15 protein-coding genes are annotated in these 16,304 nt (G+C 66.1%); 4 read left to right on the forward strand and 11 right to left on the reverse strand.

Features of this window, described 5'->3' with window-relative positions; genetic code table 11:
• The first annotated feature begins 12 nt into the window (after positions 1–12).
• Positions 13–1,017: a 2,3,4,5-tetrahydropyridine-2,6-dicarboxylate N-succinyltransferase gene (gene dapD / locus JQ507_30410; protein QRI69145.1), complete on the forward strand. Its 1,005-nt coding sequence runs from the start codon at positions 13–15 to the stop codon at positions 1,015–1,017.
• 94 nt (positions 1,018–1,111) lie between these two features.
• On the opposite strand, the gene JQ507_30415 is transcribed toward dapD, so the two are convergent.
• The 3 genes from JQ507_30415 to JQ507_30425 form a co-directional block, all read right to left on the reverse strand.
• A complete protein-coding gene (locus tag JQ507_30415) occupies positions 1,112–1,666 on the reverse strand; it encodes a flavin reductase family protein (GenBank protein QRI69146.1) in 555 nt (184 codons plus the stop codon).
• A gap of 82 nt (positions 1,667–1,748) precedes the next feature.
• Positions 1,749–2,849 carry an LLM class flavin-dependent oxidoreductase gene (locus JQ507_30420; GenBank protein ID QRI69147.1) on the reverse strand — a complete coding sequence of 367 codons (1,101 nt, stop codon included), beginning with the start codon at positions 2,847–2,849 and terminating at the stop codon, positions 1,749–1,751.
• Positions 2,850–3,235: 386 nt separating this feature from the next.
• Positions 3,236–5,590 carry a mechanosensitive ion channel gene (locus JQ507_30425; protein QRI69148.1) on the reverse strand — a complete coding sequence of 785 codons (2,355 nt, stop codon included), beginning with the start codon at positions 5,588–5,590 and terminating at the stop codon, positions 3,236–3,238.
• 324 nt (positions 5,591–5,914) lie between these two features.
• Between JQ507_30425 and JQ507_30430 the strand changes: the two genes are divergently transcribed.
• Complete coding sequence (locus JQ507_30430; protein ID QRI69149.1) at positions 5,915–7,648, forward strand: ATP-dependent Clp protease adaptor ClpS; 1,734 nt, start codon at positions 5,915–5,917, stop codon at positions 7,646–7,648.
• A gap of 7 nt (positions 7,649–7,655) precedes the next feature.
• Here JQ507_30430 and JQ507_30435 read toward each other — a convergent pair whose 3' ends face one another.
• Complete coding sequence (locus JQ507_30435) at positions 7,656–9,770, reverse strand: tetratricopeptide repeat protein (GenBank protein QRI69150.1); 2,115 nt, start codon at positions 9,768–9,770, stop codon at positions 7,656–7,658.
• A gap of 130 nt (positions 9,771–9,900) precedes the next feature.
• Between JQ507_30435 and JQ507_30440 the strand changes: the two genes are divergently transcribed.
• Positions 9,901–10,365 carry an Rrf2 family transcriptional regulator gene (locus JQ507_30440; GenBank protein ID QRI69151.1) on the forward strand — a complete coding sequence of 155 codons (465 nt, stop codon included), beginning with the start codon at positions 9,901–9,903 and terminating at the stop codon, positions 10,363–10,365.
• A 46-nt stretch (positions 10,366–10,411) separates the two neighbouring features.
• Complete coding sequence (locus tag JQ507_30445; protein ID QRI73580.1) at positions 10,412–11,170, forward strand: class I SAM-dependent methyltransferase; 759 nt, start codon at positions 10,412–10,414, stop codon at positions 11,168–11,170.
• Between the two features lie 377 nt (positions 11,171–11,547).
• Here the strand turns inward: JQ507_30445 and JQ507_30450 are convergent, their stop codons facing one another.
• The 7 genes from JQ507_30450 to JQ507_30480 form a co-directional block, all read right to left on the reverse strand.
• Complete coding sequence (locus tag JQ507_30450; GenBank protein QRI69152.1) at positions 11,548–11,724, reverse strand: hypothetical protein; 177 nt, start codon at positions 11,722–11,724, stop codon at positions 11,548–11,550.
• A 72-nt stretch (positions 11,725–11,796) separates the two neighbouring features.
• Positions 11,797–12,075 (reverse strand): hypothetical protein, encoded by a 279-nt coding sequence (locus JQ507_30455; GenBank protein ID QRI69153.1) that lies wholly within the window; start codon positions 12,073–12,075, stop codon positions 11,797–11,799.
• A gap of 82 nt (positions 12,076–12,157) precedes the next feature.
• The gene (locus JQ507_30460) at positions 12,158–12,568 is read right to left on the reverse strand and encodes a DUF3597 domain-containing protein (GenBank protein QRI69154.1); all 411 of its coding nucleotides are present in this window, start codon (positions 12,566–12,568) and stop codon (positions 12,158–12,160) included.
• 272 nt (positions 12,569–12,840) lie between these two features.
• Entirely contained in the window at positions 12,841–13,353 is a 513-nt protein-coding gene (locus JQ507_30465) for a GTP-binding protein (protein ID QRI69155.1), read from the reverse strand.
• Complete coding sequence (locus JQ507_30470) at positions 13,353–15,095, reverse strand: OmpA family protein (protein ID QRI69156.1); 1,743 nt, start codon at positions 15,093–15,095, stop codon at positions 13,353–13,355. The genes JQ507_30465 and JQ507_30470 overlap by 1 nt, the downstream gene beginning before the upstream one ends.
• A 2-nt stretch (positions 15,096–15,097) precedes the next feature.
• A complete protein-coding gene (locus tag JQ507_30475) occupies positions 15,098–15,460 on the reverse strand; it encodes a hypothetical protein (protein QRI69157.1) in 363 nt (120 codons plus the stop codon).
• 160 nt (positions 15,461–15,620) lie between these two features.
• The gene (locus JQ507_30480; GenBank protein ID QRI69158.1) at positions 15,621–16,277 is read right to left on the reverse strand and encodes a response regulator transcription factor; all 657 of its coding nucleotides are present in this window, start codon (positions 16,275–16,277) and stop codon (positions 15,621–15,623) included.
• Positions 16,278–16,304 lie beyond the last annotated feature (27 nt).

The raw sequence follows: 16,304 nt of genomic DNA on the forward strand, positions 1-16,304 counted from the left end.
TGCCGGTCGCGAATGGAAGGATGGTCTGACGTGAAGGAAACTCACCACGAAGGGCTGGGCGCGGAAGGATATGGCGTGGCCACCGTCGCGGACAATGGCACTGTCCTTGACACCTGGTTCCCGGCGCCCAGGCGCGGCAATCCGGCCGGCCCATCAGGGTCAACGGTTCTCACAGCCGAGCAGGCCCGCGCTGCCCTGGATCCGAGAGCAGCGGCGTGTCTGCACGCTGACGCCCGCCGTGCCGTTTCCGTGATCCCGGTCAAGACCGTCATCGATGATCTGGCGCAACCCCCACATGATGCCCATGACGTCTATCTGCGGCTTCATCTGCTGAGTCACCGCCTGATCCGGCCGCACGGCGCCAATCTGGATGGACTGTTCGGTATCCTCGCAAATGTTGCCTGGACGTCGATGGGGCCATGCTTGCCCGAGCAGATTGAAGCGCTTCGCTGGGCCGCTCGCGCATCATCCTCCACCCTGGACGTCCGCAGCATCGACAAGCTGCCACGGATGACCGACTACGTGGCGCCGGACGGCATCCGTATCGCCGATGCCAATCGCGTGCGACTGGGTGCCTATCTCGGCCGCGGAACGACCGTGCTCCATGAGGGGTTCTGCAACTTCAACGCCGGGACTTTGGGGACCTCGATGGTGGAGGGACGCATCAGTGCGGGCGTCGTGGTTGGCGACGGCACGGATGTGGGTGGCGGCGCATCGATCATGGGCACCCTTTCAGGTGGCGGCAAGCAGGTCGTGTCGATCGGCGAGCGCTGTCTGCTCGGCGCCAATTCCGGCACCGGCATCGCGCTTGGCGACGATTGTATTGTCGAGGCCGGTTGCTACGTCACCGCCGGCACGCTCGTCCGCCAGCGATCGGGAGAGGTCGTCAAGGCGCTCGAGCTATCCGGCAAGCCTAATATCCTGTTTCGACGCCACTCGCAGACAGGGGCGATCGAAGCGATCCCTCGCAACACATCCTGGGGCAGCCTGAACCCAGCCCTTCATGCCGTCACTTGAGAGCAGTGAAAACGAAGCTGGCCCGACATAGGCGGACGCAGCCGTAGCGCCAACGGCGAACGACGACGGAGGTGACAGGCCGCGGCACGCCGTTTCAGGAAAACTCGTTCCAGCTCACGCGCCGCGCGTCGACGTCGCCGAGCGTGATCGGATCGTGGATGTTGCGGACGCTCTGGAAGCCCGAGCGCAGGTAGATCAACGGATCGACCGCGGTCGCGGCGCGGACATGCTGGACCTCGCCGATGAAGATCGAGTGGGTCTTGGTTTCCAGCTCCTGGCTCAGGACGCAGTCGAACGCCGCGACGGCATCCTCCAGCACCGGGGCGCCGGTCGCGCCGGTGGTCCAGCGCCCGAACGCAAAGCGATCGTCGCCGTTGACGCCCTTCTGGCCGGAGAAGGTCAGCGCCAGCAGCGCGTGCTCCTCGTTCAGGAAGTTGATGACGAAATGGCGCTCCTCGCGGATGCGCGCGTGCGCGCTGGCATTGCGGTTGACGCAGACCAGAACCGAGGGCGGATTGTCCGACAGCGAGCAGGCCGAGGTCACCGTCAGGCCGGTGCGCTGCCCGGTCTCCGAGCCGACCGTCACCAGCGCGACCGCGCCGGCGCAATGGCGCATCGCCTGCTTGAAACTCTGTGCGTCGACCGTCATGTCGCAACCTCAGTACTGAAATATATTTCCTCCAACATATGCCAGGCGGGGTGCGAGGCAAGCCCCGCACCCCGCCTAGCTGTCATGCGGCCTTCTCGAACTCGGCGCCGAGATGCTTCAGCCGCGGCATTACCTCGTTCTTGAGCAGGTCCAGCGAGTGCCGCCAGGCCTCCGGCTTGTGCTTGTAGTCGAAGCCGAACACACAGAGCACGCCGAAGCCGCCGACCTCCCGGTAGATCTGCTCGATCTTCTCGGTGACCGTCTTGGGCGAGCCGACGATCCAATTCCGGCGCGCGCAATATTCGACGGTGACGTCGCTGTCGGGAACGTCAGGCGCGTGCTTCAGATAGTCCTTGAAGCCGAAATGGCCGAGCAGAGGCAGGAAGTACTCGCCCATCATCCGGCCCATCATGTCGCCGGTCGAGAGCTTCCATGCCTCCTCGTCGGTATCAGCCACGAACACCTCGCGCACCAGCCGCCAATCCCTGCGGCTCGGCTTGCGGCCGGTCTTGGCAGCACCGGCTTCCACCGAATCCCAGTGGCTGCCGACATAGGCCGGGTTGAGGTTGAGGCTCATCGGGATGAAGCCGCGCTCGCCGGCGAGCTTCAGCGTGTCCGAGTTCTTCGACAGGCCGGCGACGCCGATCGGCGGATGCGGGCCCTGCAACGGCTTGATGTGGGGTTTGAGGAAGTCGAACATCGTGTCCGGCTTGTTCACTGTCCAGTACTTGCCCTTGTGCGTCCACGGTCCGGGCTCGGACCACATCTTCAGGATGATCTCGAGCGCTTCCCGGGTCATGTCGCGGTTCTGCCCGGACATGCCGTCGACATTGAACATCGCCCAGTCGCTCGGCAGGCCGGAGGCAGCGACGCCGAAATTGAGCCGTCCATTCGAGAGGTGGTCGAGCATCGCGACGCGGTTGGCGAGCTCGGCAGGATGATGATACGGCAAGAGGAAGCCGCCGGGCCCGATGCGGATGTTCTTGGTCTGCAACAGCGCCTGCGCCACCAGCAGATCGGGCGACGGGTGCGGCTCCCAGGGCGCGGTGTGATGCTCGCCGATCCAGGCCTCCTGATAGCCGAGCTCGTCGAGCCAGCGCAGGGTCTGCAGGTCCCAGTCGTGGCCCTCCTTCAATCCGCACTCCGGCGGGTGCGAGGGCATGGTGAAGTAGCCAAGCTCCATGTGCGTTTCCTTCCTTCGTTGGGTTCAGTCATGCAATGCGTCTTGCCGCGCATTGGCACGACAATCAGCAAGCGCTGTGCCAGCAAGGAAATCGCGGGGAATGGATCAGATCGGCCGGATTTCGGCCGGCTCTGGCCGAACGCCTGGCTGATGAGCGCTGCAAACGTCTCACCGTCGCGAGACGTGTCGCAGCCGTGAGACGCTGCGATAGCGATGACCTAGTTTACTCCCTCTCCCCGTTCTTACGGGGAGAGGGTCGGGGTGAGGGGCTGCGTCCTCATATGCGATGACAGATGAAATCGCGGAGGCTCCCCCTCACCCGAATTCGAGCTTTGCTCGAATTCGACCTCTCCCCGCAAGCGGGCGAGGTGAAGCGAAGCGCCCGATCAGCCAGCCGCGCGGCGCGGCATCGTGTTGGTATCGGGCTCGGAGGGCGCCGGGATCTGCATCAGGATGGTCTGGCCCATCGAGGCGATCTCGATGCCCTCCTCCTGGAAGCGGCGCTTCATGCGGCGGTTGAACTCGCGCTGCACCGACCAGCGGCCGCCATCGGTGCAACGGATCTGGCCAACGATGGTGACGACCGAGCCGTCGACCTTGTCGACGCCCCACAATTCGAGGTCGCCGCGGATCAGCGCGCGATACGTGGTCTCCTGGCGCATCCCCGCCACGATGTCCTTCAGCACCTCGCCGGCGCGGTCGGTGTCCTCCTTGTAGGACACGTTGACGCTGACCGCGGCATTGCCGGCGCCGCGGCTGGCATTGGTGATCGTGGTCACCGCGCTGAACGGCACGACATGCACGGAGCCGTCGCCGGCACGCAGCCGCATGGTGCGGATCGAGACGTTCTCAACCACGCCCGAGAGGCCCGACACCGTGACGGTGTCGCCGACCTGCACGGTGTTCTCGATCAGGAGGAACAGCCCGGTGATCAGGTCCTGCACCAGCTTCTGCGAGCCGAAGCCGATCGCGATGCCGACGATGCCGGCGCCGGCGAGCAGCGGCGCGACATTGACGCCGATCTCGCTGAGCGCGGTGAGCCCGACCACCGCAACGATCATGCAGAACAGCGCGGTGCGCAGCATCGGCTGGAAGGTGCGCAGGCGCGCCGCGCGGGCGTAATGCCCCTCGCGCGACAGCGTGTCGACCTGGCGATCCATCAGCGCATTGGCGCCTTCCCAGATCACGGCCGCGGCAAGCGCGGCGATGCCGATCGTCATCACCGCCGAGATCAGCCGGGAGCCGATCTGGCCGCCATAGAACCAGACGATGGCATCGACGCCCCAGACCTCGAGCAGCGCGACGAAACCGATCACGGCAATCACCGCCGTGACCACCTTGCGCAGCAGCGGCAGATAGCGGTTGGCGCGGGTCTCCAGCCCCGGGAAGCGCTGCATCAGGTCCGGGCTGATGCGGAAGCCGCGATCGATCAGGCTCAGCACCACCATGGTGACGAGGCGGGTGACCAGCAGCACCGCGACGGTGCCGACGAAATATTGCAGCAGCAGCGAATAGCCGTTGCGGATGTTGAGCGCCCACACCGCCCATAGCGCGAGGTCGAGCGCGATCGCCAGCACATGCCAGAGCGAGGCGAGACGGTTGCGCGTCCGCGCCGCAAGCCCGGTGCGATCGGCCGGGGCGCGGATGACATCGGCGACCTGCCGGCGACACTGCAGAATGATGACGACAACGAACAGATGCACGATCAGCATCACGAGCCGCAGCAGCGCGGCATAGCCGGCGCGATGCAGCCCGAGCAGCAACGCGACATTGGCAAAGCAGATGCCCGATACGCCGACCGCTACAATGCGTCGCGCCCAGATCTCGATATAGGCCGCGGTTTCGGCCCGGACGCGGAACAGGCCGAACGGACCGGCCAGCGCCCGCACCGCACAGATCAGCGCCCGCGAGAGCGCATAGGCATTGACGACCGCAAGGATCACGAGCCGGGTGGTCGACTGGTCGCCGATCTCGGTGCCGAGCAGCGCGGTGGCGACGCTGACAAAGACCACGACCGGCAACAGCTCGAGCACGAGGCGCCCGAGCACGAAGGGCAGCCGGATCACCGACTGCCAGGCCCGCGCCAGGCTGAGCCGGCGGCGATGCAGCTCGGGCTCCGGCGTGACGTCGGCGACCGACGACGGCGGATCGGCGCTGGCGAGCGCCTGCGCCGGCACCCGCGCCGTCTGCGGCAATCGCTGCTCCAGGAACGCCACCGGCCGCTTGATGAGGCGGAACACCACCCACTCGACAAGCAGCGCGCAGCCGAACACCAGCGCCAGCTTCCAGGCGATATCGATCAGCAGGCCATAGGCAGCCGGATCATTCGCGGTGCGCAGGAACCAGTAGTAGAACGACGGAAAGTTGGTCAGCGTGCGCGCGACATCGGCAACCTCGCGCGACATCTCGCCGACCTGTTCGGACACCATCAGCAGGAGCTGCGCGCCGAGACTGTCCGCGGTGAGCGGGATCGGCGAATGCTGCTCGGGCACAGGCTCCGCAGCCACCGGCTGGGCAGCAGCCTGCGGCGAGGCCTTGGCGATGGCGCGCAGCGTGTTGATGATCTCGCCGCGCTTCTTGTCGTCCTGCAACGTCTCGAGCGCGCGCTTGGCTTGCTCAGGCGTCAGCGTGTCGCTGGTAACGGGCTGCGGCGAAGCCGGCTTGGCGCCCGGCTGCGCCAGTGCGGGAGAGATGAGCAGAGTGAAGACGAGAAGAATCGCAAAACGGAGTCTGTGCGACACGAAGGCCTCATAAAAACAATCGCGCGACGGAAGATTCCTGCAAGAGAATCTGCCCCGCGCTCGCGTCATGTCGGATTATTCCTTTTCGCCCCGATGATGTGTCGGAAGTTTGCCGCTGTGGCGGCCATGTCTTGGCATTTGCCGCAACACAATCGTCACAAGTGTTGAGCGGCGTTTACGCATGCAACGCGCATCCCGCTGGGCCGGCCGAGCCGGGTCACCACACGTCAGGGATGAGACGCCGGAATCTTTCGCTTGACGCAGGCCGGCGGCCATGATGTTCTTATTTTGTTCTTTTGGTTCCGATTGCGTTTCGAGGTGATCATGCACGACGTGTTCAGCGACGACGGTCCGGTCCGGCTCTTCATTCATGATGACGACGAAACGCCGCTGGAGTTCGTGCAGGACCTGTTGCGTACGGTGTTCGGGAAATCCGAGCAGGAAGCCATTGCCTGCGCCGCCTTGATCGAGGCCAACGGCGCTATTCCCTGCGGCCCCTATCCGGGACCGGTCGCACGGGCCATCTTCAACTCGGCGAAATGGCTGATCCGCTCCAACGGCCAGCCGTTGATGATTAGCACCGAATCCGCCGACGCCAGCCGCCCCTGCGATCTCTGCGAAGCCCCGCGGGCCGTGACGGAGATTCTGATCCCCGGTACGACGACTGCATCGCTGTGCAGCGACTGCCTGCTCGCGGCACGCCGCAGTTCGGAAGACTTGCCGGGCGAGACGTTTCGATCCGCTTACGTTGCGCTCGACTGGCATTTCGCCGGCGTGCCGCGCAACCTGATCGTGACACGGGCGCGACAGTTTCCGGGCCACATGCGCGCCGATGTTCAGGTCGCGATCGACAAGCTGTTCACCGATCCGATCCATTTCTTCGGCATCCATGAGGAATATCGCTACGAGACGCTCGACTTCGCGGCGCTGATGAAGGCTGGCCGCAATGCACCGGCGATCGCGCCGCCGCAATATCGCGATGTCGATATCGGCGAGGCCGAGCCGGTGAAGTGCCTCGTCAATGGACTATGGCTGTGCCGAACCGGCGAGCTGCGCTACGCCGTGCTGCTGACATTCTATCGCGAATACAATCACGAGCCGTCGCTGCGCATTGAGATTGCGTTACCTGCCGGCGCGGCCGGCAATGCTTTCGTGCAACGCACTTTCGCCGAGCTGGAAACGGCCGTGCATGCGGCGCGCTCCTATCGCGGCAAGATCCTGTCGCTGGAGGATGGCGCCAATTATCGCGGACGTTCGCGTGGTCTGACCGTGCATCGCCTGCCGACGGTCGCCCGCGACGACGTGATCCTCCCGGACCGGACGCTGCGGCTGCTCGACCGCAACGTGCTCGGGTTCGTCGACAGCCGCGATCTGCTGCGCAAGCTCGGCCAGTCGACCCGCAAGGGCATCCTGCTCTACGGCCCGCCCGGCACCGGCAAGACCCACACCATTCGCTATCTCGCCACCAGCCTGCCCGGCCACACCACGCTGATCATCACCGCCGAGCAGGTTGGCCTGCTCGGCGCCTATATGAGCCTCGCGCGACTGCTGCAGCCGACCATGGTGGTGATCGAGGATGTCGACCTGATCGCGCGCGACCGCGAGGACATGGGCGGACCGTGCGAGGAATCCCTGCTGAACAAGCTGCTCAACGAAATGGACGGCCTGAAGGAGGATTGCGACATCCTGTTCGTGCTGACCACCAACCGGCCGGAAGAGCTGGAAGGCGCGCTGGCCGGTCGGCCCGGCCGCATCGACCAGGCGATCGAAGTGCCGCTGCCCGACGAGGCAGGCCGCGGCAAGCTGATCCGGCTCTACGGCCGCGGCCTGCCGCTCGTACCGTCCGTCATCGATGCAGCGGTGCAGCGCACCGAAGGCGTCAGCGCCGCCTTCATCAAGGAATTGATGCGCCGTATCGCCCAGGCCAGCATCGCCCGCGACGGTGGCCAGGATGTCACCGCTGACGACATCGACGGCGCACTGAACGAGATGTTGTTCGACGGCGGCCGGCTCAATCTGAAGCTGCTCGGCGGCGCGCAGGGAATGAGCGCGGGGTGATCGCCGGTCAACGCGCCAAACGAGGCGGCAGCAGCAACTCGCGCTCGCCGGCGGCAACGCGCGCGAGTTCATCCGACATCCGCGCCAGCACGCGGTCCCAGGCCTGCGGTCTGTCCTGGCGGAACAGCCGCATGGTCGGATACCAGGGCGTGTCGGCGCGATCGCGCAGCCAGCGCCAGTCGAGCGCATAGGGACACAGCATCCAGACCGGGCGCCCGAGCGCGCCGGCGAGATGCGCCACCGAGGTGTCGACGGCGATGACGAGATCGAGCGCGCAGACCGCCGCCGCGGTGTCGGCGAAATCGCCGAGCGTCGGCGCGAGGTCGACGATATCGGCGCCGAGTCGCCGCAGCACCGGCGCATCGTCCGGTCGCGGCTCTTTCTGCAGGCTGTAGAGCTGGACACCAGGCGTGACCAGCCGCGGCAGCACGGCGTCCGCCGGCAGCGAGCGCTGGCGGTCGCCCTTGTGCCTGGGATTGCCGGCCCAGACCACGCCGACCTTCAGCGCGGACACGCCGCTGAGCGCGTCGCGCCAGCGGGCAAGCTTGCCGGCATCCGCCTGCAGATAGGATGTCGCCGCCGGAATGGTCTCGACGGTGGTGCGGAAGATCCGCGGCAGGCTGAGCAGCGGCAATTGCAGATCGAACGGCGGCAATGGCTCGCCGCGGGCAAACACCACGACACCGGGCAGCATCGGCCGCAGCAGCGCGACCAGCGCCGGCTGCACCTGGAGCATGATCCGGCCGCCTTTGCCCATCAGCATCGGAACGTAGCGGACGAAATTGATGACGTCGCCGAGCCCGTATTCGGCGAACAGCAGCAGCGTTCGTCCCGCCAGCGGCTCGCCCTGCCATTCCGGCTCGTCGAACACGGGATCGCCATCGCTCAGCATCCTGGTCTTGCGGCGCCACTGATACTCTTCAAAGCCCTCCTCGAACTCGCCGTTCATCAGCAGGAAATGCGCGTGGTTGTAGTGCGCCAACGGCTGTTCGGGATCGAGCGTGATGGCCCGGCGCGAAGACACGATCGCCGCATCGATGTCGCCGGCATTGCGCAGCGCGACCGCCAGATTGGCGTGCCCCTTGGCATAGAGCGGTTCGATCTCGATGGCGCGCCGATGCGCCGCGACCGCAGCCTCGACCAGATTCTGCGCCTCGAAGATGATTCCGAGATTGGTGTGCGCGGCAGCGTAATCCGGCTTGAGCGCCAGCGCGAGCTCGGCGCAGGCGATCGCCTCGTCGACTTGCCCAAGCTCGAACAGGCAGGCCCCGAGATTGTTGAGGATGACGTGATCGGAGGGATCGCGGGCCGAGAGCTGCCGGTAGAGACGGACCGCCTCCTCGCGCTCGCCGCGTTCGTGCAGCACCATGGCAAGCAGGCGCTGCGGCGCGAGGTTGCCCGGATCGAGCGCCGTTGCGCGCCGGTAGTGCAGGATCGCGTCCTCGAGCCGGCCCAGGCGGTAGAGCGCCGCGCCAAGGCCGCCATGCAGCCCGGGATTGTCGGGATCCAAGCCAAGCCCGCGGCGATAGGCGGTGACGGCAGCGTCGTGCTTTTTCTGATCGGTGAGCGCATTGCCGAGATTGAGCCAGACGCCGCGATAGGCCGGATCGCGCGCGATCACCTCACGATAGGCTTGCTCCGCCTCGACCGGCCGCTGCTGCCCGGCCAGGGCAACGGCAAGGTTGAACCGCGCCCGCGTCAGGCCGCCGTCGAGCGCGATGGCGCGGCGGAACGCCGCCTCGGCCTCGTCGAAGCGCGACAGGTCGCACAACGCCACGCCGAGCTTGATGTGCAGGCCGGCATCCTTCGGCCGCAGCATCACGCCGCGCTGAAACGCCGCCACTGCGCCTTCGTGCTCGCCCTTCACGGCGAGCGCATCGCCGAGCGTGCCGAACGCCGGTCCATGCTGCGGATCGAGGCTGAACACCCGGTTCAGCAGCACTGCGCCTTCCGCGGCGCGATCGGTCACGAAGGCGATGACGGCGGACAGATGCAGCGCCGGAATATGGTCGGGATCGGCGGAGAGGATGTCGCCGCACAGCGTGCCGGCCTCCATCGCGCGCCCCGCGCCGTAATGCGCCACCGCATCCAGCAACATCCGATCAATCGCCACCTTGCCCATACCGCCCCCGCCTTCAAGACCCCGATGCGGATTAAACGCGCGACGTTGCCAAATCCGGCACGCGAATATCGGATCGCGGCCCGCCAACGCCCTCTTGACGCTCGCCCCATCATGTAACATATGAAGTTACATGATCCGCGATAGCCGCCTGTCCAGCGTCCTGCACGGCGTGCTCCACATGATCGGGGCGGGCGAGCCGGTCACGTCGGAGCAACTTGCACAGGCGATGGCCACCAACCCGGTGGTGGTGCGCCGCGTGATGGCGGGCCTGCGCGAGCAGGGCCTGGTCCATTCGGAGAAAGGCCATGGCGGCGGCTGGACACTGGCGCGCGCGCCCGCCGACATCACGCTGGCGGACATCTATCGCGCGGTCGGCGCGCCGACGATCGTTGCGATGGGCCACCGGTCGGAAAATCCCGGCTGCCTGGTCGAACAGGCGGTCAACGACGCGCTCTCCGGCACGTTTCGCGAGGTCGAGGCGCTGTTCCTGAAACGGCTCAATGCGGTGACGCTCGAAGCGCTCGCGAAGGATTTCAAGCGCCGGCTCGCCAAACACAAACAAGGCCTCGAGGACCAGATCCATGCAACAAAATGAGTCGGCGAAACCTCTTCCGTTCAACGATCCCGCGCACTGGGACAAGATGGTCGCCACCTATGAGGCGCAGTCGCAGCCGTTCACGACGTTGTTCGCCGATGCTGCGATCGCAACACTTCCGATCGGTCCGTCATCCAGGGTACTCGATGTCGCCACTGGCACCGGTGCCGCGGCGCTCGCCGCCGCACGGACCGGCGCCGACGTCACCGCGATCGACTTCTCCGCCGGCATGGTGGCGCGGGTCGGCGCGCACGGCCTTCCCAATATCGAGGCACGGCAGATGGACGGCCAGGCGCTCGATCTGCCCGATGCCGCCTTCGACGCCACAGTCTCGGTGTTCGGCGTGATGCTGTTTCCGGACTGGCGCGCCGGACTGCGCGAGCTGGCGCGGGTGACGCGCCCCGGCGGGTCGGCAGCGATTGCGGTCTGGAAGAGCGCAGACGGCGCCGCCCTGCATCTCTTGCTCGCGCAGGTCATCCGGCGGCTCTATCCGGACAACGTCACGCCGATGCCCTGCACCGGCCTCGCGGAACTCGCCGATCCCGGCCGCCTCTCGGCTGCGGTCGTCGCCGCCGGCTTCTCCGATCCTGTCGTCATTGAAGTCACCCATGACTTCAAGCTCAATGTCGCCAACCCTGCCGACATCGACAAACTGTTCGCGTTCATGCCGCATTGGAGCGGGCTCGATGCGGACCAGAGCACGGCAGTTGCGCGCGCCTTCCGGAGCGAGATCGAGCAACGGCGGGTCGGCGACGTCTTCTCGATTCCTTCCACTGCGCTGATCGCGACAGCCCTGCGCCGATAGCTCGCGCTGCCCGGTCCAACATGCGAGCCGGTACGTTATCGATGACCAGCTTGCGTGTGTTGAATGATAGCGATTCATCGCGCAACCGCGCGACCGTCTTCTCAAATCGTGCAATGACCGCGCGTCTGCCGGCGCCAGGCTGAGCTATCCGCTGACATTGACCGACAGTGTGGTGCTCGCGCCGTATCCGGCGGGCTGAATCCCAAACTCGCGGGCGGCACCGTGCTGGGCCTTGGGGCGGAGTATGGCGGGCTCGGCGGCACCACACGGATCTGGACGTTCTCGGCCAGGGCGCGCGTGCCGTTCAACTGATCGGAAACGAGGCCGCCGGCCCCGCAGCCTCGGCGCTGCGGGTCCACGGCAGCGCCGTTCTCGCTTCACCTGCGCCGGCGCTTGTCGTCGTCACGCTTGTCCTCGTCACCCGGCGGCTGCAGGCCGGGGCTGTTGGCCCAGCGGTCGAGTTCCTCGATCACCCGCCGGTAACTCGGCCGAAGCACGGGCGGACCGCCGGGCTCCTGCGAGAGTTTTCGGGGCAGCTTGACCTGTTCTGGCATGACGAGGCTCCAGAGCTGGGGGCTGTGCGCGGCCCGACGATTGGATCGCCGGCCACGACGGAGGGCTGAAGATTACTTGCGGCCTTGCGACTGCGCAGGCGCCACGACCGGCTGCGGGGAAGCGGCTTGCTCCCACGGCGCAGGCAGGATCACCCGCGCCGGCGGCAGGGTCTGCGACGTGCGCTGCATATTCGCAGTTGCCGGCTGCGGTGCGTCGCCGGGATTATCCGCGCGGGCGATCGCAATCGTGATGCCCAGCGCCAATGCTGCGAGCCCAAGTCCCGCGCCGATCGAAGCGGCGGTGATGCCGGGCCGCGGCCGGTTCAAGATGGCAAGATGAGATGAGGTCATCGCAACTGCTCCTCACGCAATACGCATCGCTCGGCGCCGTACAGGACGCGAAGGCCCTGCACGGCTCAAGGCAGGCCGGTCGTCAGGTCTTGATGTCGGCCGGCAGCTTGCCGCCATTGGCGGCGAGCTTGGCCATCACCTGCTGATGCAGCCAGACATTCATGGTGGCGGTGTTGTTGGTATCGCCGGTGTAGTGCAGCTCCTTCGCGAGCTCCTTGCGCGCCGCAAGGCTCGAGTCGAGGCCGAGCGCCTTCATCAGGTCGACGATCGAGGTGCGCCAGTCGAGCTTCTCGCCGGTGGCCGCCGCCGCCTTGTCGACGATCGCAGCGACATCGACCGTTTGCGCCGCCGGCGTCCCTGGCGCCGCCGAGGTGGAAGCTGGCGATGTTGATGCCGATGCCGTGCCGGGCGCGGCCGTCGTTGTGATCTCAGCCGTCTTGGCTTGTGCGCCATGGCCGAAGATTGCACCCATGATGCTTCCGAAAATGCTCATGTTCTCTCACTCCATGCGCCCGGGACGGCGTGGTCCCGTGGCTGGTTCCAGTGACGAGCAAACGATAAGCAGGCCATTGGCCGAGCGGAAGATGACCATCGTCACTATCGGAGTGTGGGACGGCGTGGTGCAATTTGGGGCGAGAATCGTGCGGTCGTGCACCGCACGTCGCGAGCGTTTCATCGTACGCCCCACGTGCGATGAAGTCAGCCGTCCCGGCCCGATTCGCCAGCCCCGAGAAGTCGGGACGGCTGACACCAACGCGCGTTGAGCTAGAGCTGGCGGCGGCGGATGGTCTGGGCGAGCTCGACAAAGCTTTCCGCGATGCCGACGCCTGTCTTGGCGCTGACCGACTTGACGCTCGACTTGGCGAGTGACTTGGCGAGCCCGGCAATCGCGCCGGCGCTGCCCGCGGCTTCCGGCAGGTCGATCTTGTTCAGCAACGCGCGGTAGGGCCGGCCCGGAAAGCGCTCCTCGAAACCGCGGACCAACTCGACCATCCGGGTCACGGTCTGCGGCCGCGTGACGTCGGAGACGATGATGGCGGCAGACGCGCCGGTGACGTAGACGGTGTCGAATATCTGCGTGCCGAAATCGCCGTCGGTATCCCACAGCACGAGGCGCATCGGATCGCCGCCGTCGGCCGGCGCCACGTCGTGGCTCAGGATCTCGACGCCCAGCGTCGATTTGTACTGGCCCTCGAACCGGTTGTAGATCAGCCGGTAGAGGATCGACGTCTTGCCGACCCCCATATCGCCGAGCAGCATGACTTTCGCGGTGAGCATCAGCGGGCCACTTCGCCTCGATAGACCGTCTCGAACGCGACGCGGCGGTTGCCGCCGACGGTGGCGTCGAGCCGGTCGGTGATCGGCATCGCCGCAGCGCGCGACACCAGGATCAGTCGCGACGGATCGACACCGAGCGCGGTCAACCTGCGCTGGACCTGCTCCGCCCGCTTGCGCCCCAGCGTCTTGTTGGTGCCTTCGGTGCCGCTCTGATCGGCGTAGCCGACGACCCGTATCTTGAGATCGCTGTTCGCCAGCAGTCCGGCGAGCTCGCGCAGCTGCTGCTCGGCCTGGTCGTTGTAGAGGACTTCATCCGAATTGTTGGCGAAGAAGATCGCGGTCGAAGAGATGAAGCGGTCGAGCCGCGCCGTCGGGCCGTCGGCGACGGATTGCAGCTTCGTAAATTGCTCACCCAGTTTCGCGTACTGCTCGCCGAGCTTGTCATACTGCGCGGTCAGCCCGGCGATCTTCTGGTCGCCCGACTTCGCCTGCGCGCTCATCGCCTCGCGCATCTGGTCGAGGCTCGCCTGCAGGCGCTTCAGGCTTTCTGCGATGCTGGCCTGCGATGCGGCAAGCTGATCCGGCGCGGACACGAGCCCGATCCGGTTGACGATCCTGTACGGCGCCGCGGCCGCAGCGAGCGCGTCGATCAATGGCGCGGTCTCGAGCTGGCTCGGCTCGATTCCCGTAACGGCCACGCTTGCCTTGCCGTGATCGAAGTCGAGCCGTAGCGGGAACGTGGCCAGCAACGGCTGCTTCGCTGCGAGCTGGTCGAGCGCCGCATGGGTCCGCCGCTCGAAAAGACTGCGCGACACCGAGGTCGCGGCAAGCCAGAGCAGCAGCGCCAGCACAGCGGCGAGCACGCCAAACAGGATCACTTTGCCGCGCCGGCCTGCGATCCGCGGCGGCGTATCATCGGTCTCGATCGCGGCTGCGAGCGAGGCAAGCATCGGGCCATCGCAATCCGCGCCCCGGTCGATGCGCTCGATCGCGTCGAAGAATAGCGAATTGATCCGGGCATTGTCCGCCGGGCGCAGCGGGCCCAGGCACTCCGCGGCCAGGATGAAGCGGGGTGAGGCGCGCAGCGCGATCTGCCGGCCGCCGAAATCGAGCGTTTGCAGATTGCCCTCGCCGGCGAGCGCCTGCACCGAGAACTCCAGGATCGCGGCCACCATCGCGCTGAGCAGATCGGCGCGCTCGTCGGGGGTCGCGTCGCGCTTCCAGTCGGCGATCAGGCGGCCGTTGCCGCGCTCGATGATCAGCAGCCGGTTGACCCGCGGCGGGCTGTCGGCCAGCACGAACTCGCTGATCGGGCGCCCCGTTGCCAGCGACTTGATCCGCCCCACCCACAGTTGCGCCGAGGTCAGCGCGTTGATGCGCTGCTCGAGCGAGGCAACCACCTCCCTGAACGCATTCGCAACCGCGGCGCTGACCAGCCGGCCGACGATCGGATAGAGCGCTTCGATCATCTGCTCGCGCGAATTCTTGATCTCACTGCGGATCGCGGAGACCACCACCGGCGCGATCGCGCTGGCGAGCTCGCGCGGCCGGTTGACCTCGGCGCGCTCCAGCGCCTCGACCAGAATGCCGGCGGTGGCCGTCTCCAGGCGATCGGAATTGCCGACATAGCGCTGCAGCGAGTCGAGGTCGGCCTCCAGCGACGACAGGCGCGTCGCCTCGGGCTGAAACAGCAATGTCTTGAGCTGCTCGATCTCGCGATTCTGGCCGGCAGCAGCTGCCATGCTTATTTGCCCGTGCGGCCGGATCCCAATCCGCTGATGACGGTGCCGAGCTGGGTGATGGCCGCGCCGACATCCTTCAGCGAGTCGAGCCGCTTCTGCTCGGTATCCCGCTCGAGGTCGGAGAGCCGCGCAGAAAGCGCGGTGAGCTCGTTGGTGAAATCCGCCTGCATCTGCTTCAGCGATGCCCGCATCTCCTCGCGCAGACCCGAAAGGTTGGTCTCGAGCGAACGTTGCGCGCCGCCAAACAGCAGGTCGCGGACCTGATCGATCGCCGCCATGCCATGCGCTGCGGCATCCGCGCCGTTGCCGGCCGCCGCGTTTGCCAGTCCATCCGAATCCTTGGTCTGGCGCTCGATACCCTTCATGGTCGTTCCCTGCTCACTCAAAGCTGCGCAATCCGGACCTGCCGTGTCGAAAAGCAAATCCGGAACAATCCTATAGCCAATTTTGTGGGCGCGGCCCAGAGAAAGGCGAGCAATTTCAGCCAGATCAGCGGCCTGGTTGTACGGACAAGGCCAATTATTTCTAGTAAGTTATTGCCTTTATTGCGAGTTCCGTGCGGTTCTTGACCTGGCATTTCTCCAGGATGGTGCTGACATAGTTCTTCACCGTACCCTCGGCCAAATGCAGCCGCTCGCCGATCTCGGTATTGCTCTTGCCCTCGACGATCAGCGTGAGAATTTCATTCTCCCGCGCGGTCAGCCCGTCGCGAACCGGCAGCTTCGCCGAGACGCGCGGGCCGCGGAGCCGCTTGAACTCGTCGAGAATGCGCGCTGCGACACCGGGCGAAAGCCCGGACTGGCCGTTGATGACCGCGCGGATCGTCGATGCGATCTCCTCCATCCTGGCATCCTTGAGCAGATAGGCCTTGGCGCCCGCGCTGACCGCTTCGAAGATCAGGTCGTTGGTCTCGAACGTCGTCAGCACGACGATGTGGGTCTGCGGCAGCTCGCGGAGAATCCGCTGGGTCGCTGCGATGCCATCGACGCGCGGCATCTGCAGGTCCATCAGGATGACGTCCGGCCGGTAGCGCCGCGCGAATTCGATGGCCTGCTCGCCGTCGGCAGCACCGGGAAGGATCTCGAAATCATCGTTCTGCTGGGCAAGCAGTGTTGCGATACCTTCCCTGATCAGGGTCTGATCCTCGGCGATCAGCACCCGTACCTTCTCAATCCTGCTCACGGGCTTGCGTCATCCTCTCGAAGGTCC

It is taken from the genome of Bradyrhizobium sp. PSBB068, from assembly GCA_016839165.1.
Taxonomy (GTDB): Bacteria; Pseudomonadota; Alphaproteobacteria; order Rhizobiales; family Xanthobacteraceae; genus Bradyrhizobium.

Bases quoted from the DNA above. Each gene is read 5' to 3' on its own strand.
- dapD (QRI69145.1), top strand. From the start codon at position 13: ATGGAAGGATGGTCTGACGTGAAGGAAACTCACCACGAAGGGCTGGGC.
- JQ507_30415 (QRI69146.1), bottom strand. From the start codon at position 1,666: ATGACGGTCGACGCACAGAGTTTCAAGCAGGCGATGCGCCATTGCGCC.
- JQ507_30420 (QRI69147.1), bottom strand. From the start codon at position 2,849: ATGGAGCTTGGCTACTTCACCATGCCCTCGCACCCGCCGGAGTGCGGA.
- JQ507_30430 (QRI69149.1), top strand. From the start codon at position 5,915: ATGCACGACGTGTTCAGCGACGACGGTCCGGTCCGGCTCTTCATTCAT.
- JQ507_30435 (QRI69150.1), bottom strand. From the start codon at position 9,770: ATGGGCAAGGTGGCGATTGATCGGATGTTGCTGGATGCGGTGGCGCAT.
- JQ507_30440 (QRI69151.1), top strand. From the start codon at position 9,901: ATGATCCGCGATAGCCGCCTGTCCAGCGTCCTGCACGGCGTGCTCCAC.
- JQ507_30445 (QRI73580.1), top strand. From the start codon at position 10,412: ATGGTCGCCACCTATGAGGCGCAGTCGCAGCCGTTCACGACGTTGTTC.
- JQ507_30450 (QRI69152.1), bottom strand. From the start codon at position 11,724: ATGCCAGAACAGGTCAAGCTGCCCCGAAAACTCTCGCAGGAGCCCGGC.
- JQ507_30455 (QRI69153.1), bottom strand. From the start codon at position 12,075: ATGACCTCATCTCATCTTGCCATCTTGAACCGGCCGCGGCCCGGCATC.
- JQ507_30460 (QRI69154.1), bottom strand. From the start codon at position 12,568: ATGAGCATTTTCGGAAGCATCATGGGTGCAATCTTCGGCCATGGCGCA.
- JQ507_30465 (QRI69155.1), bottom strand. From the start codon at position 13,353: ATGCTCACCGCGAAAGTCATGCTGCTCGGCGATATGGGGGTCGGCAAG.
- JQ507_30470 (QRI69156.1), bottom strand. From the start codon at position 15,095: ATGGCAGCTGCTGCCGGCCAGAATCGCGAGATCGAGCAGCTCAAGACA.
- JQ507_30475 (QRI69157.1), bottom strand. From the start codon at position 15,460: ATGAAGGGTATCGAGCGCCAGACCAAGGATTCGGATGGACTGGCAAAC.